This window comes from Rhodobacter sp. 24-YEA-8, from assembly GCF_900105075.1.
Classification (GTDB): domain Bacteria; phylum Pseudomonadota; class Alphaproteobacteria; order Rhodobacterales; family Rhodobacteraceae; genus Pseudogemmobacter.
This window is the reverse complement of record NZ_FNSK01000002.1, coordinates 339,040-355,681: the sequence shown is the minus strand read 5'-3', so window position 1 is coordinate 355,681 and position 16,642 is coordinate 339,040. Positions and strand designations below refer to the sequence as shown.

17 protein-coding genes and 2 pseudogenes are annotated in these 16,642 nt (G+C 60.6%); 13 read left to right on the top strand and 6 right to left on the bottom strand.

Going from position 1 to position 16,642, the window contains the following annotated elements; genetic code table 11:
- Positions 1-9: 9 nt before the first annotated feature.
- Both BLW25_RS18200 and BLW25_RS18195 read right to left on the bottom strand, forming a co-directional pair.
- A complete protein-coding gene (locus tag BLW25_RS18200) occupies positions 10-735 on the bottom strand; it encodes a hypothetical protein (protein ID WP_092902774.1) in 726 nt (241 codons plus the stop codon).
- A 10-nt stretch (positions 736-745) separates the two neighbouring features.
- Positions 746-2,110, bottom strand: coding sequence for a metal-dependent hydrolase family protein (locus BLW25_RS18195; RefSeq protein ID WP_253188581.1), 1,365 nt, complete (start codon positions 2,108-2,110; stop codon positions 746-748).
- A gap of 458 nt (positions 2,111-2,568) precedes the next feature.
- Between BLW25_RS18195 and BLW25_RS18190 the strand changes: the two genes are divergently transcribed.
- A complete protein-coding gene (locus BLW25_RS18190; protein ID WP_092902770.1) occupies positions 2,569-2,790 on the top strand; it encodes a hypothetical protein in 222 nt (73 codons plus the stop codon).
- Between the two features lie 350 nt (positions 2,791-3,140).
- On the opposite strand, the gene BLW25_RS18185 is transcribed toward BLW25_RS18190, so the two are convergent.
- Positions 3,141-3,443 carry a helix-turn-helix domain-containing protein gene (locus BLW25_RS18185; RefSeq protein ID WP_092902768.1) on the bottom strand — a complete coding sequence of 101 codons (303 nt, stop codon included), beginning with the start codon at positions 3,441-3,443 and terminating at the stop codon, positions 3,141-3,143.
- A 201-nt stretch (positions 3,444-3,644) separates the two neighbouring features.
- On the opposite strand from BLW25_RS18185, the gene BLW25_RS18180 reads away from it, so the two are divergent.
- The 6 genes from BLW25_RS18180 to BLW25_RS25370 all read left to right on the top strand — a co-directional run bounded on the left by BLW25_RS18180 (position 3,645) and on the right by BLW25_RS25370 (position 8,956).
- The gene (locus BLW25_RS18180) at positions 3,645-5,144 is read left to right on the top strand and encodes a recombinase family protein (RefSeq protein WP_092903108.1); all 1,500 of its coding nucleotides are present in this window, start codon (positions 3,645-3,647) and stop codon (positions 5,142-5,144) included.
- Positions 5,138-6,031, top strand: a complete 894-nt coding sequence (locus tag BLW25_RS18175) for a ParB/RepB/Spo0J family partition protein (RefSeq protein WP_092902766.1) — start codon at positions 5,138-5,140, stop codon at positions 6,029-6,031. The genes BLW25_RS18180 and BLW25_RS18175 overlap by 7 nt, the downstream gene beginning before the upstream one ends.
- Complete coding sequence (locus BLW25_RS18170; RefSeq protein WP_092902764.1) at positions 6,028-6,978, top strand: plasmid partitioning protein RepB C-terminal domain-containing protein; 951 nt, start codon at positions 6,028-6,030, stop codon at positions 6,976-6,978. Before BLW25_RS18175 ends, BLW25_RS18170 begins: the two co-directional genes overlap by 4 nt.
- 507 nt (positions 6,979-7,485) lie before the next feature.
- A complete protein-coding gene (locus BLW25_RS18165; RefSeq protein ID WP_092902762.1) occupies positions 7,486-7,929 on the top strand; it encodes a nuclear transport factor 2 family protein in 444 nt (147 codons plus the stop codon).
- Between the two features lie 96 nt (positions 7,930-8,025).
- Positions 8,026-8,565 (top strand): alcohol dehydrogenase catalytic domain-containing protein, encoded by a 540-nt coding sequence (locus BLW25_RS24060; protein ID WP_143040555.1) that lies wholly within the window; start codon positions 8,026-8,028, stop codon positions 8,563-8,565.
- Positions 8,450-8,956, top strand: coding sequence for a zinc-binding dehydrogenase (locus BLW25_RS25370; protein WP_366268445.1), 507 nt, complete (start codon positions 8,450-8,452; stop codon positions 8,954-8,956). Before BLW25_RS24060 ends, BLW25_RS25370 begins: the two co-directional genes overlap by 116 nt.
- 589 nt (positions 8,957-9,545) lie before the next feature.
- Here the strand turns inward: BLW25_RS25370 and BLW25_RS18155 are convergent.
- Positions 9,546-10,604: a GGDEF domain-containing protein gene (locus BLW25_RS18155; protein ID WP_092902760.1), complete on the bottom strand. Its 1,059-nt coding sequence runs from the start codon at positions 10,602-10,604 to the stop codon at positions 9,546-9,548.
- A gap of 183 nt (positions 10,605-10,787) precedes the next feature.
- Between BLW25_RS18155 and BLW25_RS18150 the strand changes: the two genes are divergently transcribed.
- Both BLW25_RS18150 and BLW25_RS18145 read left to right on the top strand, forming a co-directional pair.
- The gene (locus tag BLW25_RS18150; protein ID WP_092902758.1) at positions 10,788-11,003 is read left to right on the top strand and encodes a hypothetical protein; all 216 of its coding nucleotides are present in this window, start codon (positions 10,788-10,790) and stop codon (positions 11,001-11,003) included.
- Between the two features lie 170 nt (positions 11,004-11,173).
- Positions 11,174-11,386: a hypothetical protein gene (locus BLW25_RS18145; protein ID WP_092902756.1), complete on the top strand. Its 213-nt coding sequence runs from the start codon at positions 11,174-11,176 to the stop codon at positions 11,384-11,386.
- Between the two features lie 374 nt (positions 11,387-11,760).
- Here BLW25_RS18145 and BLW25_RS24505 read toward each other — a convergent pair whose 3' ends face one another.
- Positions 11,761-11,928, bottom strand: coding sequence for a hypothetical protein (locus BLW25_RS24505; protein WP_171909634.1), 168 nt, complete (start codon positions 11,926-11,928; stop codon positions 11,761-11,763).
- Between the two features lie 326 nt (positions 11,929-12,254).
- Here BLW25_RS24505 and BLW25_RS18135 point away from each other — a divergent pair, with 326 nt between their 5' ends.
- From BLW25_RS18135 to BLW25_RS18120, 4 genes and pseudogenes are all read left to right on the top strand, one after another.
- Positions 12,255-13,592 (top strand): sulfatase-like hydrolase/transferase, encoded by a 1,338-nt coding sequence (locus BLW25_RS18135; protein WP_092902752.1) that lies wholly within the window; start codon positions 12,255-12,257, stop codon positions 13,590-13,592.
- Entirely contained in the window at positions 13,589-14,536 is a 948-nt protein-coding gene (locus tag BLW25_RS18130; RefSeq protein ID WP_253188580.1) for a formylglycine-generating enzyme family protein, read from the top strand. The genes BLW25_RS18135 and BLW25_RS18130 overlap by 4 nt, the downstream gene beginning before the upstream one ends.
- A 91-nt stretch (positions 14,537-14,627) precedes the next feature.
- Positions 14,628-15,076: pseudogene (locus BLW25_RS18125) on the top strand (transposase); the annotation flags it as partial.
- Positions 15,077-15,156: 80 nt separating this feature from the next.
- A pseudogene (locus tag BLW25_RS18120) lies at positions 15,157-16,304 on the top strand (IS3 family transposase).
- A gap of 36 nt (positions 16,305-16,340) precedes the next feature.
- Here BLW25_RS18120 and BLW25_RS25035 read toward each other — a convergent pair.
- Complete coding sequence (locus tag BLW25_RS25035; protein ID WP_092902750.1) at positions 16,341-16,568, bottom strand: DUF6538 domain-containing protein; 228 nt, start codon at positions 16,566-16,568, stop codon at positions 16,341-16,343.
- Positions 16,569-16,642 lie beyond the last annotated feature (74 nt).

Genomic DNA, 16,642 nt, shown 5'->3' with positions numbered 1-16,642 from the left:
TGTTTCTCCTCAGAACCGCCAGGTCGCGCCGAAAAGCGGCCCGCCCATGCGCACATCAACCACGGTGCCGCCGCTGCGGTAATCGACATTCAGCTGCCGGTAACCGAAGGACAGCCAGAGATTGTCATTCACTTCATAATTGACCGTCGCAAGAACCTGGCTGGTGCTTTCCGAGCCAACCCCGAAGCCACCGAAATCGGCATAGACCAGCGCCGACCATTGTGGGGCCAGCGCGATATTGGCGCGGGCCGCGAGGATCGGATCGACGAAATCCCTGCCCGGCGAGGCCTGCATCATGCCGCCCGCAACGGTGACGCTGCTTTTGATGCTGAAGGCCCGGGCACCGCCCAGCAGATCGAGGGTAAAGGCCTCATTCTGCACCGCCCGCCAGCCCGCCAGCAGGGTCAGCGAGCGCTGCGTCAGCTTGCCCTCGGCCGGCAGACCCGGCGGCAGATGGCCGGATTTCGAACTTGAAGACCAGCTCAGATCCCCCATGACCACCAGCCGGTCGCGCCGCGCATAGCCCGAAAGGAAAAAAGCCCCATCAACATCTTTAGTAACGTCGGAAAAACCCTTTTTGAAGGACAGCGTCGGCGCGCCCGTAAAGGGGGTGACATCGCCGCCAAAGCCTGCAGCCCAGACATAGGGGGTGATCTGGCCCGACCAGTCTTCGGCCAGAGCCGCCGTTGATCCAAGGGCGAGAATGGCTGCAGCCCCCAGCAGATTGCGGATCATGTCATTCTCCTCACAGGCTGTTTTTGAATATGCGGCCACCCTTGAGGATGACCCGCAGATTGCTGCTGTCGGCCAGCCAGTCGAGCCCAGCCTCGGCATCGCCATCGACCACCAGAAGATCGGCCAGGGCGCCCTCGGCAATCACGCCCAGCCGCCCGTCATAGGGCGCGCGTGCCCCCGACAGAGCCAGCAGGTCACCCGCCGCCCCTGTCGCCCGGTGCAGCGCCGCAAGTGGCGACATGAAGCGGGCCAGCTTGGTCAGCTGCTTCGCCTGGGTTTCGCCGCCGCCGTAAAGGATATCTGTGCCGAACGCCCAGTTGACCTTGTGCTTGTCGGCCCATTCAAAGGCCCGCATCGTGCCCTCGGCCACCATTTTCTGCGCGGCAATCGCCTTGGGATCGGTGTATTTATTCGCATCCTCATCGGCGAGGAACGGCTGGATCGACCACCAGGTGCCATTATCCGCCATCATGCGGACAGTGTCCTCATCCGCCAGCTGGCCATGTTCGATCGATTTCACGCCTGCTTTGATACAGCGCTGGATCCCGGCCGAGGTATAGACATGGGCGCAGACATAGGTGCCCCAGTCGGTCGCGGCATCTACTGCGGCCCGCATCTCTTCCAGCGTGAACTGCAGCGATTCCAGCGGGTCATATTGCGAGGCCACGCCGCCGCCCGCGGTGATCTTGATCTGGCTCGCGCCCTTCATCAGTTGCTCGCGGGTGCGGCGCAGCACCTCGGGCACGCCGTCAGCCAGCGCCGACATGCCGGCTTTGGTCGCGTAATCGGGCTGGTCGACCGGCATCATCGGCAGCGAGTTCTGAAAGCGGAAATCGCCATGGCCCGAGGTCTGGCTGATGATCGCACCTGCGGGGAAGATGCGCGGACCGGTCACCACGCCGCGATCCACCGCTGCCTGAAGGCCAAAGGCCGGGCCCCCGACATCGCGCACGGTTGTAAAACCGCGCATCAGCGTCGCGCCCGCCTCTTTTCCCGCCATCAGGTGCAGGAAGCCGATATCCTGGGTCATCGCGGCCAGCTGACTGACCGCAGCCAGGGTGGTGTGCCAATGGCTGTCGATGAGGCCCGGAATGACGGTGCGCCCGCCGCAATCGATCCGCTCGGCCTCTGTCGGGCCCTGGCCCGCTGCCGGCAGCGCGGCAATCCGGCCGCCGTCAACCAGAATGTCGACCCCGCTGTGCAGGCTGAGCGTGGTGCCGTCGAAATATTTCAGATTGGTCAGCAAGAGAGGCGCGCCCACCGTCTGCGCCCGCAGCTCGTTTGGAGCAAGTCCAAAACCCGCAAACATGCCGACGACCGCTGACATCCCGCCGAGCATCTGACGACGCGAGATATCCGCCTCAATCCGGCGCATTGCGGCCAGGGTATCGGGGCTTCCGCAATGGCAAAAGTGCATTAGTCCTGTGTCGGCAAGAGATGCACAGCAGGTTTGACACATGCGAAAGCTCCAAGACTAAAAAAGGCAATAATTCAACGATCTGCAGCATCCTGAGCAAACCGCAACTCCGGAATGAAAGTCAACCGTCTATACAAGCCTGAATTGAGGGCGCCAACAGGGAGGGCCCGCATTCATGATGACCGGCATCAGGATCCTTTCGCGCTTTCTGGCACCGGGAAAGGACGGCTTGCCTTTCGTATCCCCGATCCGGACGACTGATCGTCGTAGCCTTCCGGTCCAACACCTCGCTCTTAGAGCAAGAGGGGATCAGGCCAGAGCGGGCGAGGGGTGGCTGATCCGGATCGGCAAGCTCACACCATCGTCATGAACCCTGTGAGCCCGTCGCCCGTTGTCTCTTCGGAAGGAGAACAATCATGGCAAATGCATCGCACAAGAAATTCGGCAAGGGTGTCCAGGGCAAAGGGGATGCCTCAGGCGCTATGACCATGTCCGACATCGACAAGATCCCGCCGAACGAAGTCTTGTCCAACCGCGATAAGCAGCAGGATCCGCGCAAGGGCGGGCATGACGGCAAACATGTGCTGACCGAGCAGTACGAGGATCACTCGGCAAACCGGATCCCGAAAGACGAGTGAGGGCCGGTGTCTCCGCCAGCGTGATGGAAACCCATATTGCGCCCGCAGTAGTCATCCAGCGGGCCGCAGCCTGTGAGGAAGAGCAGGGCGGCCCGCAGTAACACGAGGCGCATCACTGCAACTCCGGCAACATCGCCACCTGCCGGGCGCGGCGTGCAGTGGTCGGGTCAGTGCCGGGTTAGCCCGCCGCTTCGGGAAAGCCCTGTGCCAGACGGGCGCGGCCCACAAGGGGTGGACGCGATACCTTCAGCCATCCCCATGATGATAGGCTGCAGCATGACGCGTGGCAGTCAGCCCACGCGCAGGCTCACGCTTTATCCATCTCAGCTTTTCACCGCCTCATGGCGACCTTACTCAGAATCCGCGCCGTCGGTCCGATCAGCCAGCAGCAGGACCATGTGGAACACGATATCCGAGTGCCTGGCCAGTGCGATCAGATGCGCGCCACTGGGTCCTCTCTCGCCAGCGATCCAGTATTTCACGGTCCGCTCACTGGCACCCGTCCACCGCATCGCCGTCTTGACCGCGCGATGCGTCAGACCGAGTTCGTCCCGAAGCGCCGTGGCAATGGCGGTCCGGTAATCGGCTAGATCGGCTTTTGGGTGCACATCTGTGCCCGTTTTCGGCACAAATGTGCCCGTCTTGATCCGCATCTCTGCGTCCTTCTTCGATAATACTCGGGGAAGGACATGAAAGCGGCAGTTCGTATCTGCGCCCTGCCTGCGGCAGAGGGTCATCAGCTCGAAGCAGCCCATATGATTTACCGGGAGGTGGGCGTGGCGCGGGGAAAATCACCGTTATCCATAGGAGAAACCGATCCTTCCGGGCAGCTGCTGGCTGCAGAATACGTCCGCATGTCGACCGAGCATCAGCAGTATTCAACCCGGAACCAGGCGCAGACCATCCGCGAATATGCCGGACGCCGCGAAATCAGGATTGTTAAAACCTATTCGGATGATGCGAAAAGCGGCCTGACCATCGGCGGCAGGATGGCATTGCAGCAGATGATCGCCGATGTCGAAGCCGGCGCGGCCGAATTCAGCGTGATCCTCGTCTATGACGTCACCCGCTGGGGGCGGTTTCAGGACACGGACGAGTCGGCCTATTACGAATACCGTTGCCGCAAGGCGGGCATGCAGGTCGCCTATTGCGCCGAGCAATTCGAGAACGATGGTTCTCCGACCTCCACCATCGTGAAAAGCCTCAAGCGGGCAATGGCGGGCGAATACAGCCGTGAGCTTTCAGTGAAGGTCTTCGCGGGTCAATGCCGTTTGATTGAGCTCGGCTATCGTCAGGGCGGCCCTGCGGGCTTTGGGTTGCGTCGCGCCCTTCTCAATGAACGGGGCGAAGTGAAAACGGAACTGAAGCGCGGTGAGCACAAGAGCCTTCAGACGGATCGCGTCATCCTGGTTCCCGGACCAGACGAGGAGGTCCGGACGGTGCGCCGGATCTACAGCCAGTTTCTGAAGAACGGCCTGTCGGAAACTGAAATTGCAACGGAACTGAATGAACGCGGCATCCTCACCGATCTTGGGCGGGTCTGGACCCGCGCCACCGTCCATCAGATCCTGACCAATGAGAAATACATCGGCAACAATGTCTACAATCGGCGCTCATTCAAACTGAAGCACAAGCGGATCGCCAATGGTCCGGAGATGTGGATCCGCTCAGAGGGCGCCTTCGATGCCATCGTCGAGCCAAAACAGTTCCGACAGGTTCAGGCCATCATCGCGGCGCGCAACCGTCGCATTTCGGATGAGGAGATGCTCGAGCGCCTTACCAGATTGCTCCGAAGTCATGGCTACATTTCCGGGCTGGTGATCGACGAAGCAGATGGGATGCCGTCCAGCGGTGCCTATGCCCATCGCTTCGGCAGCCTGCTCAGGGCCTATTCCCTTATCGGGTTCACCCCGGATCGCGACTATCGCTACATCGAAGCCAACCGCCTGTTGCGGCAATTTCACGGCGACGCGGTCGAGCGCGTGATCAGCGAGATCACCCGGCCTGGTGGTGCCGTGGTCAGGAATCCCGCGACGGACCTGCTGACCATCAACAACGAATTCACGGCATCCGTCGTCGTCGCCCGTTGTCGCGAAACGTCCTCAGGCGGTTTGCGCTGGAAGATCCGTTTTGATGTCGGCCTCGCGCCCGACATCACCATCGCCATCAGGATGAATCGCACGAACACTGACGCGCTCGATTACTACCTGCTGCCCCAATTCCGGATGCGGCGTAAACCTCTGGGGCTTGCAGAGCAGAATGGCCTGATGCTGGACGCCTTCCGTTTTGAAACGCTGGACTTCTTCTTCGACATGGTCCGGCGCGTATCCGTTTCCGAGGTGACACCATGGTAAGCGATGTCGAAACCCATGCCGAGGTGCAGATCATCCCCATTGCCGCCATCACCATAGAAAATCCGCGTGTACGATCCGAAAAGACCTTTCGTGCACTGGTGGACAGTATCGGCAAGGTGGGGCTGAAGAAGCCGATCACCGTGGCGCGGGATGACACGGTGTCAGGGGATGCCTGGCGTCTGGTCTGCGGTCAGGGGCGGATGGAGGCCTATGTTGCACTTGGCGAAACCCACATCCCGGCCATCATCGTGGACGCGAACGAGGTTGAACGACTTCTGCGCAGCGTGATCGAGAACATCGCCCGTCGTCAGCAGCGACCGCTCGAGTTGCTGCAGGATATCGCCATCCTGCGCGACCGGGGATACTCGGACCACGATATCGCCGGGAAAACCGGGCTGTCCTGGTCGTATGTTCACGAAATCGGCGAGTTGATCGCCAAGGGCGAGGAACGACTGCTGATCGCGGTCGAAACCGGTCAGATGCCCCTCAGCGTCGCATTGTATATCAGCCGGGCGGAAGAGAAAGATGTGCGACAGGCGCTGGAGGCAGCCTATGCCTCGGGTGAATTGCGGGGCAAGAAACTGCTGGAAGCGCGGCGGCTGGTGGAATTGCGCCACCGGCACGGCAAGAAAAAAGGCGCCACACGCATAAAACGATCCGGGGTGCGGATGACATCGGCGGCATTGGTCCGGGCCTATCGTATCGAGGCAGAACGCCAGCAGGACATGATCCGCAGGGCCCGGGCGACGCGCGGCAACCTGCTCTTCCTCGATGCGGCGTTCCAGTCCCTGCTCAGGGATGAGAATTTCCTTACCCTGCTCCGCGCCGAGGCGCTGGATTCTCTGCCGGGCATGGTGGCCGATGGTCTCAGGGAACCCCGGCCATGACGCATATGGGTAAAACGCCCCCGCCCCATGACGCATCATTACCGGGGCCAGGATTTGAACCAGCTCTGCGTCAGATCCCGATCGCCGCCATCCTGCCGGTGAAGCAACTGCCGGCCACGGTTCCCAAAGGCCAGAAATATGCGCAGATCGCCGCATCGATCCGCGAGGCCGGCCTGATCGAACCGCTCGTGGTTGCGCGCGCACCTGGTCAGGACGGCACGTTCATCCTGCTCGATGGTCATGTCCGTCTGCATGTCCTGAAGGAGACGGGCGAAGAAACCGTCGCCTGCCTGGTCGCCACCGATGACGAGTCCTTCACCTATAACAAGCGCATCAGCCGTCTCGCCACGATCCAGGAACACAAGATGATCCTGCGCGCGATTGAGCGCGGCGTGCCCGAGGCCCGTATCGCGGCCGCTCTGAATGTGGATGTGGCACTGATCCGGCGAAAGCGGACATTGTTGAACGGCATCTGCCCCGAGGCGGCTGAACTTCTGAAAGACAAGCATTGCCCGTTCAACAGTTTCCGATCCCTGCGCAAGATGAAGCCCATGCGGCAGATTCAGGCAGCCGAACTTATGATCGCCGCGAACAATTACACGGTGGCCTATACCGACGCCATTCTTGCCGCGACCGATGACGGAGACCTTGTCGATCCGGCAATGAAAACAGAAACTTCCGGCATCACGCGCGAGCAGGCCGAGCGGATGAAGACCGAGATGGCAAGCCTGCAGAAGAATATCAGGCTGATCGAGGGCACCCTTGGCCCCGATCATCTGCGCCTTGTGGTAGCGGGCCGCTACGTCGAACGCCTGCTCGCGAATGAACGGATCAATCGCTATCTCGAAAAGAACCACGCAGACATCCTCGGCGAGTTTGGTCGAATCGTGGCGGCTCTGTCTCGCCCGGAGCCGACTTCGGAGGGGCCAGACGAGGTGGAAGAATAGCGGATTCAGAATCTGGCTGACGATGGGGCCGCGGACCCGATAAGCACGGCGACCGCAGGAGACGCCGGATTATGGGCCGGATCAGGCGCGGCGGTGGGGATGGCGGCAAACCCGCTCGGATTCCCCGAGGTTCGGCAGACATAACGTCGGCCACGCAGCTCTTCTTGTCCGATGTCCGCGCCGTCCCGTTAACCGGCCGCGTGCCAAATCGCATCGCTGCAACGCCACGCCCACGATCCGGGCGCTTCGCTCCTGTCGAAGCTGAATGCCGAAGCTATGAGGCCCAACGCCGTCGCGCGCATCTTACCCGTACGGGAATTTGTCGCCGACCCGCGCGCACGCTTCAGCAGGTCAACAACCAGATCACTTCGCTTCAGAGCGAAGCGACCAAGGTGGTCGCCATCCTGGCTTCCGATGACAGCAGCTTTGTAAACGGTATTCATCGACGGTGGTTTGGCCCAGGTCGCCAGGGTTCACTGGGTGTTCTAAGCCAGAGGATCAAAGACGGTGTCGTCCAGCCGGCAATTGCGCAGCGCCGCCTTCTATAGCCTCTGTGATCTCGACAACTCGGTCGAGCGGTGCATCGATCTTTGTTCCGATGAAGGTGTCTTCGGGTTTCCCTCCTTCACGGTCCTCTGGGTGCCGACACGTTTCCAGGGTAAGACCGAAATTAGCCAGGTCCTCGGTCTCATCAATGGCCATTTCGCGGGTTTCACGCTCTCGGAGATCGAAATCCACGAGGGGAGGGATGCAGATGCTCTCTTTGTCCGCTACTACGCCGCCGGCTTCATCGACCGCTCCGAGCGGGTTTATGCCCAGGACTATGTTAGCCAGCTTGTCGCCGAGAACGGTAAAATCAAAGTGCTGCGCGAATATTTGAACGTCATCAACACGGCGCCTATGCTCTTTCCGAACGGACTGTCGGACGTTCCTGCGCCAGCCAATCCGTAAATCTGTGACAGACCCTCTCCACTCAATCAGGCAAGTCGAATTTTCGGGTTGGCATTGGCTCCTCGCTCGAAAGGCAAAATTCCGTGAAAGCTGTTCATGCAACTCGCTTCGGCGACCCAGGCGTTCTCACCGTCGTCAGTCTGCCAGATCCCACAAGGGCCTGGTCAGATTGCGATTGATGTCAGTCACGCGGCCGTGGGGCTCATCGACATCCTCATCCTCGAGGGCCGTTTCAAAGCTGTGCCGGGCATGGCGCAGCCGCCATACATCCCTGGCCTGGAAGTGGCAGGCACGATTCGCGCGGTTGGTGCGGGCGTGACGGAATTCGTCATCGGTGAGAAAGTCGTATCCATGTCAGCTGGCCCCCGTACAGGGGGCTATGCGTCCGTCTACGTCGCGCCGGTCGGTGGTGTCGTTTCGATAGAGAATTCTGGCGTTGATCCGGCGCTGGCCGTCGCCACCATCCCCAATGCGGCAATGGCACATGTGGCTCTGACCCGCGTAGCTCACCTTGAAGCAAGTGAGAGCGTGCTGGTCCTCGACGCTCTTGGGGGCATCCCGCGTTGTTGGAGCTGTTCGCTCCAGCAAGCTGGAGGCGGTATCGCGCACCAGGCTGCCTTACGACCAGCTCGTTGATTCACAAAATCTCGTCACGGCCCTGGCGAATGAAAAGTTTGACGTCATCATCGATCCGGTCGGCGGTGCGCTCCGGAAACAGAGCTTTGCGGTCATGAAACCAGGGAGCCGCCTCATTGCCGTCGGCAACGCAAGCGGTGACTGGGCGAGCGAGGTGAAAACGAACGACCTTTGGTTGGGCAGCGTAACGGTGGCAGGCTTCAATGCCGGCGCCTATTTGCCGAGCCATGGAGAGGCCGTTCGAGCGGGCCTTGATGCTGGGCTGCGGGCTGTTGCTGCGGGCCTCTTGGATACCCCGATTGACCTTCTTTCGTTTGCGGAGGCAAGTTTAGCACATGCGCGCATGGAGAGCCGCGCGCTGGACGGGCGCATCGTCCTGACCCCAACATAGTTCACGAGGAGCAACAGCCGCTGACACGGCGTCTCGCTCGGAACAGGCACCTTTGATCTGTCCTGAAAGAGCCGTATCGCGACGTCTGCTTTTTGCAGCGCCGGCGTTCCTTGTGAGCGACCGGAATGGGGTCGCAAGCGGGCCACCATCCTCGCCTTGCTCAGGTCAGATAAAAGCCAGAGCTAACCTGTCACGCCCGGAGGGATCTATGAAGCCACCAATTACATGCCGACGATTGGCCGCGGGACGATGGAAGTTCGTTCAAGCGGTGGGGCAGAGCGGCGATAAGTCGGGCTTCAGGTGGGTAGCGGCTATGCGGATGGAGCGGGTGCCAAGGAAGCTGACCGTCCGGTTTAGGCTCTTAGCCTCGATGACCTGATTTGCCAGAGTCAGGATGTCGGCAGTCAGATGGGGCGACCTGCGGCGAGGCGAACGCTGGACGCCCAGCCGCAGCGCTGCCCGGATGGGCCACCCTGCGCGCAGGTCAGCGAAGCTGTGACCAGACGAGAAATGCCCCCGGATTACCGAGGGCGTCAGGACTGGCCGGAGGGGTATTTGCCGCTTTCCATTGGTTGATCGATTGCAAGGCTCACAGAAAGACCGCACAGTTCCGCCCCATCCGCTTCGCTGCATAAAGTGCGGCATCTGCCTGATGAAAGACCTGCCGGAAGTCGAATTTGTCAGGCGGCAGGGACACGCCGCCAACACTTACGGTGACGGTTATTCGCTTCCCGAAAACCTCATGCAAGCCAGAAATCTCTCTGCGAAGACGTTCGGCCATTTCATACCCATCTTCAGTTTTCTCCACCCGGAGCAGAACCGCGAACTCTTCGCCGCCAAATCTTGCTGCGAAGTCGCCATGGCGAATGGATGCCGATATCGATTTAGCAATCATTTTAAGCACTTCATCGCCAACATCGTGGCCATGCGTGTCGTTTATCGATTTGAAGTGATCTGCGTCGACGACCAGTAACGCCATGGTTTCCTGGTCAGTGGGACTGATATGCGAAATATAGTTCATCAGGGCCCGACGGTTCGGCAGACCTGTCAGCGCATCCGTGCTGGCTTCAAGGTTTAGCTGCCTCTCACGGTTTCCGCGCCGCAGCTCGCCTTCGAACATCCGGCCGAAGAAAACTGCGCCAATCATATCTGTTGTAAGGCGCATCAGTGCGACGTAGGGATTCATGACCTTCATCAACAGCATAACGGCGAGCAGTGGTGCGCTGAGGATTACGCCAAGCATCACCCATGCCATCCAGCTTCTGCGCCGCTTACCGCGCGTTACATAGGTCCAAAGGCCGGCCATCAGGCATGCAAATATCATGGTCGCTAAACCTGTGACCACGCCAGGTCCGCCGATACTGATCCTGACCAGGCCCGATATCGTGAACGATATCACGGTTGACAGAGCGCCTCCGAAGGCTGTGGAAACCGCCAGAAAGAGGTTTCTGCTGTCAATCTGAAGCCCGCTTAAGACAGTGTAGGGCTCCAGCATCGACAACGCAGCACCGGTGCCCAGAAGGCAGCCAACGGCACATTGGCGAACCAGCCGATGCGGCATGAGTCGCTGAAGCCAGCCATAAGCAATAGTGCAGATGGCAATCAGGCCAACAGTATTCAGCCCGGCGATGAGCAGATCTGGCGACATAATTCTGAGAATCCGAAAGCGTTAAACCGAGTTCTAATTCGAAGCAATTACCGAACAACGCGGCGTAGATGTGGCCAAATACAGCTGGGGTTGCGGCAAGCAGCTCTGCCATGTTCACGCCACGCACTCCAACTGCCGCGCCTTCCGGGAGCGCGGCATTCGCATTTCAGGCAGGGGATCGGCATGACCCAGACCACCCGCGATATCCTGACCGGCGTCCGCGAAAAGATCAGCGCAAAGCTGGTCGACGCTGAGGAGAGGGTAACCCAGCAGCGCTTACAGCTCCTGCCCGCCGGTGGCGCGCGTGAACGCCTCACAAGGGAACTGGCTGATCCGGATGCGGCACTCAGCGAGGCACTGCAATTGCCAGGGGCTAGGATATCGCCATTGGCAACATAGCTGCGTTTCAACCGACCCCTTCGCACACGACCAGCCCGCGACCGCCAAAGCCGATAGGCTGATGCCTCCCGCCCCGGCCTGCCGCACACCACGCGCGCCCCGGCACCGAAGCACAAGGCCCCGCGCTGGACAGACAGAGGCAGTGCCCGGGAACCCGGATACACCAAAGCATGGAACGCTTCCGCGACCAGAATTTGCGAAAGCACCCGCTCTGCGCATACTACCTGGCCGATGGCCGCCCCACTGCTGCCTCAGTCGTGGACCACGACCTGCCGCACGGGCACGACCCCGCGCTCCGAGTGGGGAAGTTTACAGGGCTGGCGATGATCTGCATCGCCATGTTCGTTGTCGTCGAGCAGACCGTCATCGGCGGCCACACCTGAATGGCAGGTAAGTGCTCAAAGCAACTTCCAGCACGGGTGGCGGTTATCCCGGGTCGTGGGAAACATCTACTTCCTGCCGGGAAGAAGGTTGCGCTCCCCGGTTGTGGGGACCGCAAGTCAGACCGGGGATCACCGGTCTGGCGGGTCGGTACGAGTGGCGTTCCGGCCTCGCCCCCCGATTTCGGCGTCTGGCCTAAGCATGGAATCTGGCTTTGGTTTCATCCTGGGATGCAGGGCGAAGATATAACGCTGGTTGTGATACTCCGCGCCGCCACGGGCTTTGCTCCCCCGTTCTGGGGAGCGATCGCTGCCCATGGTGTATGGGGTCTGTCCAAATCTGGATACCCCCGGAAAATCGGAAATCATTTCCGATGTCATCCCCTCAGCCTGATCCCATTCCCGGCCTTGTCCTCGAGCGGTTCCGCGACAAACCGCGCCCATGCCTCCGGAGCCTCGCGCTTTTCCACAGCATAGACGTAGCGGTTATAGACGCCGGCCATGCCGCGCCGGGTGCCGCTGAGGTGGTTCAGTGCCGCCTCCACCACATGCGGCGGGAAGCGAAGCCCGGCCAGGCCGGTCGCGGCGGTCCTGCGACGGTCTTGGATCGTGAAAGGCGAGATTTCTACAGCATCGGCGCCCGGAGGCAGATCCTTATTCGCGGCCTCATTCCTCAGCTTGTCGAGTTTATCCTTGTCCCGGTGGAAGCTGGAAACAGAGTAAAGCTACTGTGGTCAGGGGCAGCAAAGACGATCCTTCGGGCGCGCGATGGCACCGGGCCCCTGATGTTGCGCCACACCGGCAATCGTGGTCTCTTGCGCAAAAGCCCGTCGCGGCTGGCTGTATTGTCCGGTGAGAGTTTGGCAAAGCCATGACCAGAAAGAATATTCTGCTTGTCAGTTTCGATGACGCCGTAGCGCCCTGGCGTTACAAGACGGCGTTTGGCGCGCCGCTGCAGATCCCAAATCTCGACGGGCTTTGTGAGGTGTCATCGAACTTCCACGCGGCCTGCTCCCAGGCGCCGGTCTGCGGCCCCTCTCGCGCCAGTATGATGACCACGCTGATGCCGCATGAAACCCAGATTTTTGACAATGCGCGCTATGTTTTCCGGCAGGTGCCGGCGCGTCGCTGTTTCGTGCATGATCTGAACGGAGCGGGATATTTCTGTTCCTCGGGCGGCAAGGTCCATCATGATCCGGTCCTGCGACCGCGTCATCACAGGGCGCTTTACTCCGACGAGAGTAAGGAATTCACTCTGGATGTGAAGCTGACGCGCGAAATGAAGAAGCGGGTGAAGTTCTACGGTGGCTATCGTCACGGGCGCGGCACCGAAGATTTCACCGATGACGATTTCTTCTTTGACGCCCAGTCCGCCAGCTCGGCCATCAGCTTCCTCGAAAACTACGAGGGCGAGGCGCCGTTCTACCGCGAGCTTGGGTTTTTCAGCCCGCATTCACCGCACAACACCCCGGCGCGCTTCAAGGAAATGTATGATCATACAGCCCTGCACAAACCGCCAGAATGGAGCGGCTACATCGCCGATGCGCCGTATGTAGTGGAAAATATTCCCGAACTTGTCGAGTTCCGGGATGAGGAATACTGGCAGAAAAGCATCCGCAATTACTTTTCCGCCTATAGCCATGCTGATTACCAGCTGGGGCGGGTGCTCACAGCGCTGCGCAATTCCCGTCATGCCGATAACACGGTGATTTTGGTGGTGGCAGATCATGGCTTCCATCTCGGGAACCGCAATATCTTTCGCAAGACGACGCTGTGGGAACAGTCGCTGAATGTGCCGATCATCATCTGTGACCCGACCGACGGGGTGCGGCGCGACATCCACGACCCGGTGGCGCTGATCGACCTTGGCCCGACCGTGCTTGATCTGGCCGGTGTCGCCCCGCAAGAACGGCGTTTCGGCCAGTCCCTGATGCGGCTTTTGCGCGGCGAACGCGTGCCGGATGAGATCATCCCTTCGTTTTACAAGGATAACGTGTCGATCCGCAAAGGCAGATACCGGCTGATCCGGTACCGCGATGGCGGGCACCAGCTGTTTGATGTCGAAGAAGATTACTGGGCACAGCACGATCTTGGCACCAGCCATCCGATCTTCGCGCCGATGAAAGAGGCGATGGAGGATTGGCTGGCGGCGGCGGGTTACCATTTTGAAAGTGCCACTGCTCCGGCTGAAGCCCCGGAAGACGCGTGAGCGCGGGGTCTCCCTGCTGCGCCCCGTGCCGTGGCGCGGCGGCCACGCTTTCTACCGCGACCGGGCGAGGGACCGCATCAGACACGCTCCGGGCGGCTGTGCTGGCAGAGATGCGCCTGTTGAAGGGCGGGTTCTTCGACATGGGCAATGCGAAGCCGCGCTATGAGGCCGATCTCGACAATCCGCGGCGCCGGGTGAAGATCGCGCCCTTTCAGATGAGCGCGACGGTGGTGACAAACCGGCTTTTCGCGCGCTTCATCGCGGAAAGCGGCTACCGCACCACCGCCGAACGGGAGGGGTGGTCCTTTGTTTTCCATCTTTTCCTTGCAGATCCTGGCGCTTATCTCACCCATCCTGCGGGAACGCCCTGGTGGCGTCGGGTGGCGGGTGCGACCTGGAACCACCCCGAAGGCCCAGGCTCGGATATTGCAGGCCGCGAAGATCACCCGGTCACACATGTTTCCTGGGGGGATGCATCGGCTTTCGCGCATTTCACCGGCACGCGGCTCCCGTCAGAAGCCGAATGGGAATATGCCGCGCGGGGTGGTCTGGCGCGGATGGCCTTCCCCTGGGGCAACGAAATGCGTCCAGGGGGGGCCTTTCGCCACAACACCTGGCAGGGGGTTTTCCCCAGCGAAAATACAGGTGAAGACGGCTTCAATGGCACGGCGCCCGCCCTGGCCTTCCCGCCTAACGGCTTCGGCCTCTACAATATGACGGGCAATGTCTGGGAATGGGTGCAGGACTGGTTCGGCCCCTTGCCGGCAGCAAAATACCCGCCGCCGAGCAATCCCGCCGGGCCGGATACGGGCAGTCACAGGGTGATGCGGGGTGGCTCGCATCTCTGCCACGCCTCTTACTGCGAGCGCTATTTTGTGCATTCGCGGAGCCACAACACGCCCGACAGCTCGACCGGGCATATCGGATTCCGCGTCGCGCTTTAGGTCATGTTGACAAATGGTGTCTCTGGAATGCGCCCACTGAAGTGGTCCAGCCACAGGGATATGCTTATCCCGTTTTCAGGAGGACCAGATTATGGCTGGCAAGCGAGAGAAGCCCGAAGCTATCGTTCTGAAGCTGCGGCAAGTTGAAGTGCTGCACGGCCAGGGCAAGTCGGTCTCTGATGCTGTGCGACAGATCGGAGTGACGGTGCAGACCTATTATCGATGGCGCAAGGAATACGGCGGTATGAACCGCGATCAGCTCAAGCGGCTGAAGGATCTTGAGGCGGAGAACCAGCGGCTCAGGCGAGCGGTTTCGGATCTGACCCCGGACAAGATGATTTTGGCTGAGGCTGCCCGGGGAAACTTTTGAGCCCTTCGCGCCGCCGCCAATGCATCGACCATGTGCGGCAGCCCCTGCGGATTTCCGAACGCCGGGCCTGTCGCACGCTGGGTCAGCACCGATCTACGCAGCGCAAAGTGCCCTGCGGCCTGGCCGATGAAGAGCGGCTGACCGAGGACATCATCGAGCTGGCGCGAGAGTGAGCTACTCCCTGGAAATCGGACAGTGACGGAAGCTACGATCTGACGTTTGCTGGTCTCCACGGACGAGGAGATCAGGCATGCGAAAACGCAGGAACCATGACGCGGGCTTCAAGGCGCGCGTGGCACTTGAGGCCATCAAGGGCGAGCGCACTGTGTCGGAGTTGGCGGCCGAATACGGCGTGCATCCGACGATGATCCATCAATGGAAGAAATCGCTGCTCGACGGGGCTGCGGACATCTTCGAGCGCGGCGGCAAGAAGCCCGCGACGGAGGTGGATGAAGAGACGGTCCGGTCATTGCACGCCAAGATCGGGGAGCTGGCTGTCGCCAACGATTTTTTGTCACGAAAGCTCAAGCCGTGGAGCGGAAAGTGAGGCGTGGGATGATCGAACGGGACCACCCTGCACTGTCGATCGGGGCGCAGTGCCGCCTGCTGTCGATCTCGCGCTCGTCGTTCTGCCACGAGCCGGCTGGAGAGACTGATCAGAACCTCGGCCTGATGCAGCTGATCGACCGGCAGTTCATGGATACGCCCTTCTACGGCGTCCGGCAGATGACCTGGCATCTGCAAAACGAGGGGCACGGCGTGAACCAGAAGCGCATCCGGCGGCTGATGCGGCTCATGCGTTTGATGCCGATTTACCAGAAGCCCAACACCAGCAAGCCGAGAAAGGGCCACAAGACCTATCCCTACCTGCTGGGCGGGCTGCGGGTCGATCGCCCCGGTCAGGTCTGGTGCGCCGACATTACCTATCTCCCGATGCGGCGGGGGTTTCTGTATCTGGTCGCCATCATGGACTGGTTCACGCGCAAAGTTCTGGCCTGGCGCATATCGAACACCCTGGAAGCGGACTTCTGCGTCGAGGCGTTGAACGAGGCCATCCACCGGTTCGGCGCGCCCACAATCATGAACACTGACCAAGGCAGCCAGTTCACGTCCTTCGCTTGGACAGATCGGCTGAAACGCGTCGGAACCCGCATCTCGATGGACGGCAAGGGGCGGTGCATCGACAATGTCTTCATCGAGCGCCTGTGGCGGTCCCTGAAATACGAATGCGTCTATCTGCATGCCTGGGAGACCGGGTCTCAGGCAAAGGCCGCAATCGGATCCTGGGTCAGCTTCTATAACCATCGGCGGCCACACACTGCCCATGGCGGGTTGCCCCCCGCCGTGGTCTACTTCAACAGCATCGAAACCGACCGGCAGGCACAGGCAGTAGCTTAAACATCCTCGAAAACTGTCCAAGCATCGGGGAGTAGCTCACTTCGCGGCCTCAAAGAATTGTTCGGCATCGGCTTCTTTGCCAAACAACTTGGCTTCCCAAGCCTCTACAAGCTCGGACCATGCCGCCGGAGCCTTCGCTTTGGCCACTTTCTCGGAATCGGTATGCAGGCTGATCCAGACCGTGTCTCGCGGCTCCACGGGCCGATATCGCTGCGGGACACGTTTACGAAGATGATAGGTGGTGCCGCGCAGGATAGGTTTCATGCGGAGAGGCTACCAACGCCCCCGCGTGCGAGCAAGAGAAAGTGCAGCAGTTTGTGTAGCAAAGTGTGCAGCAA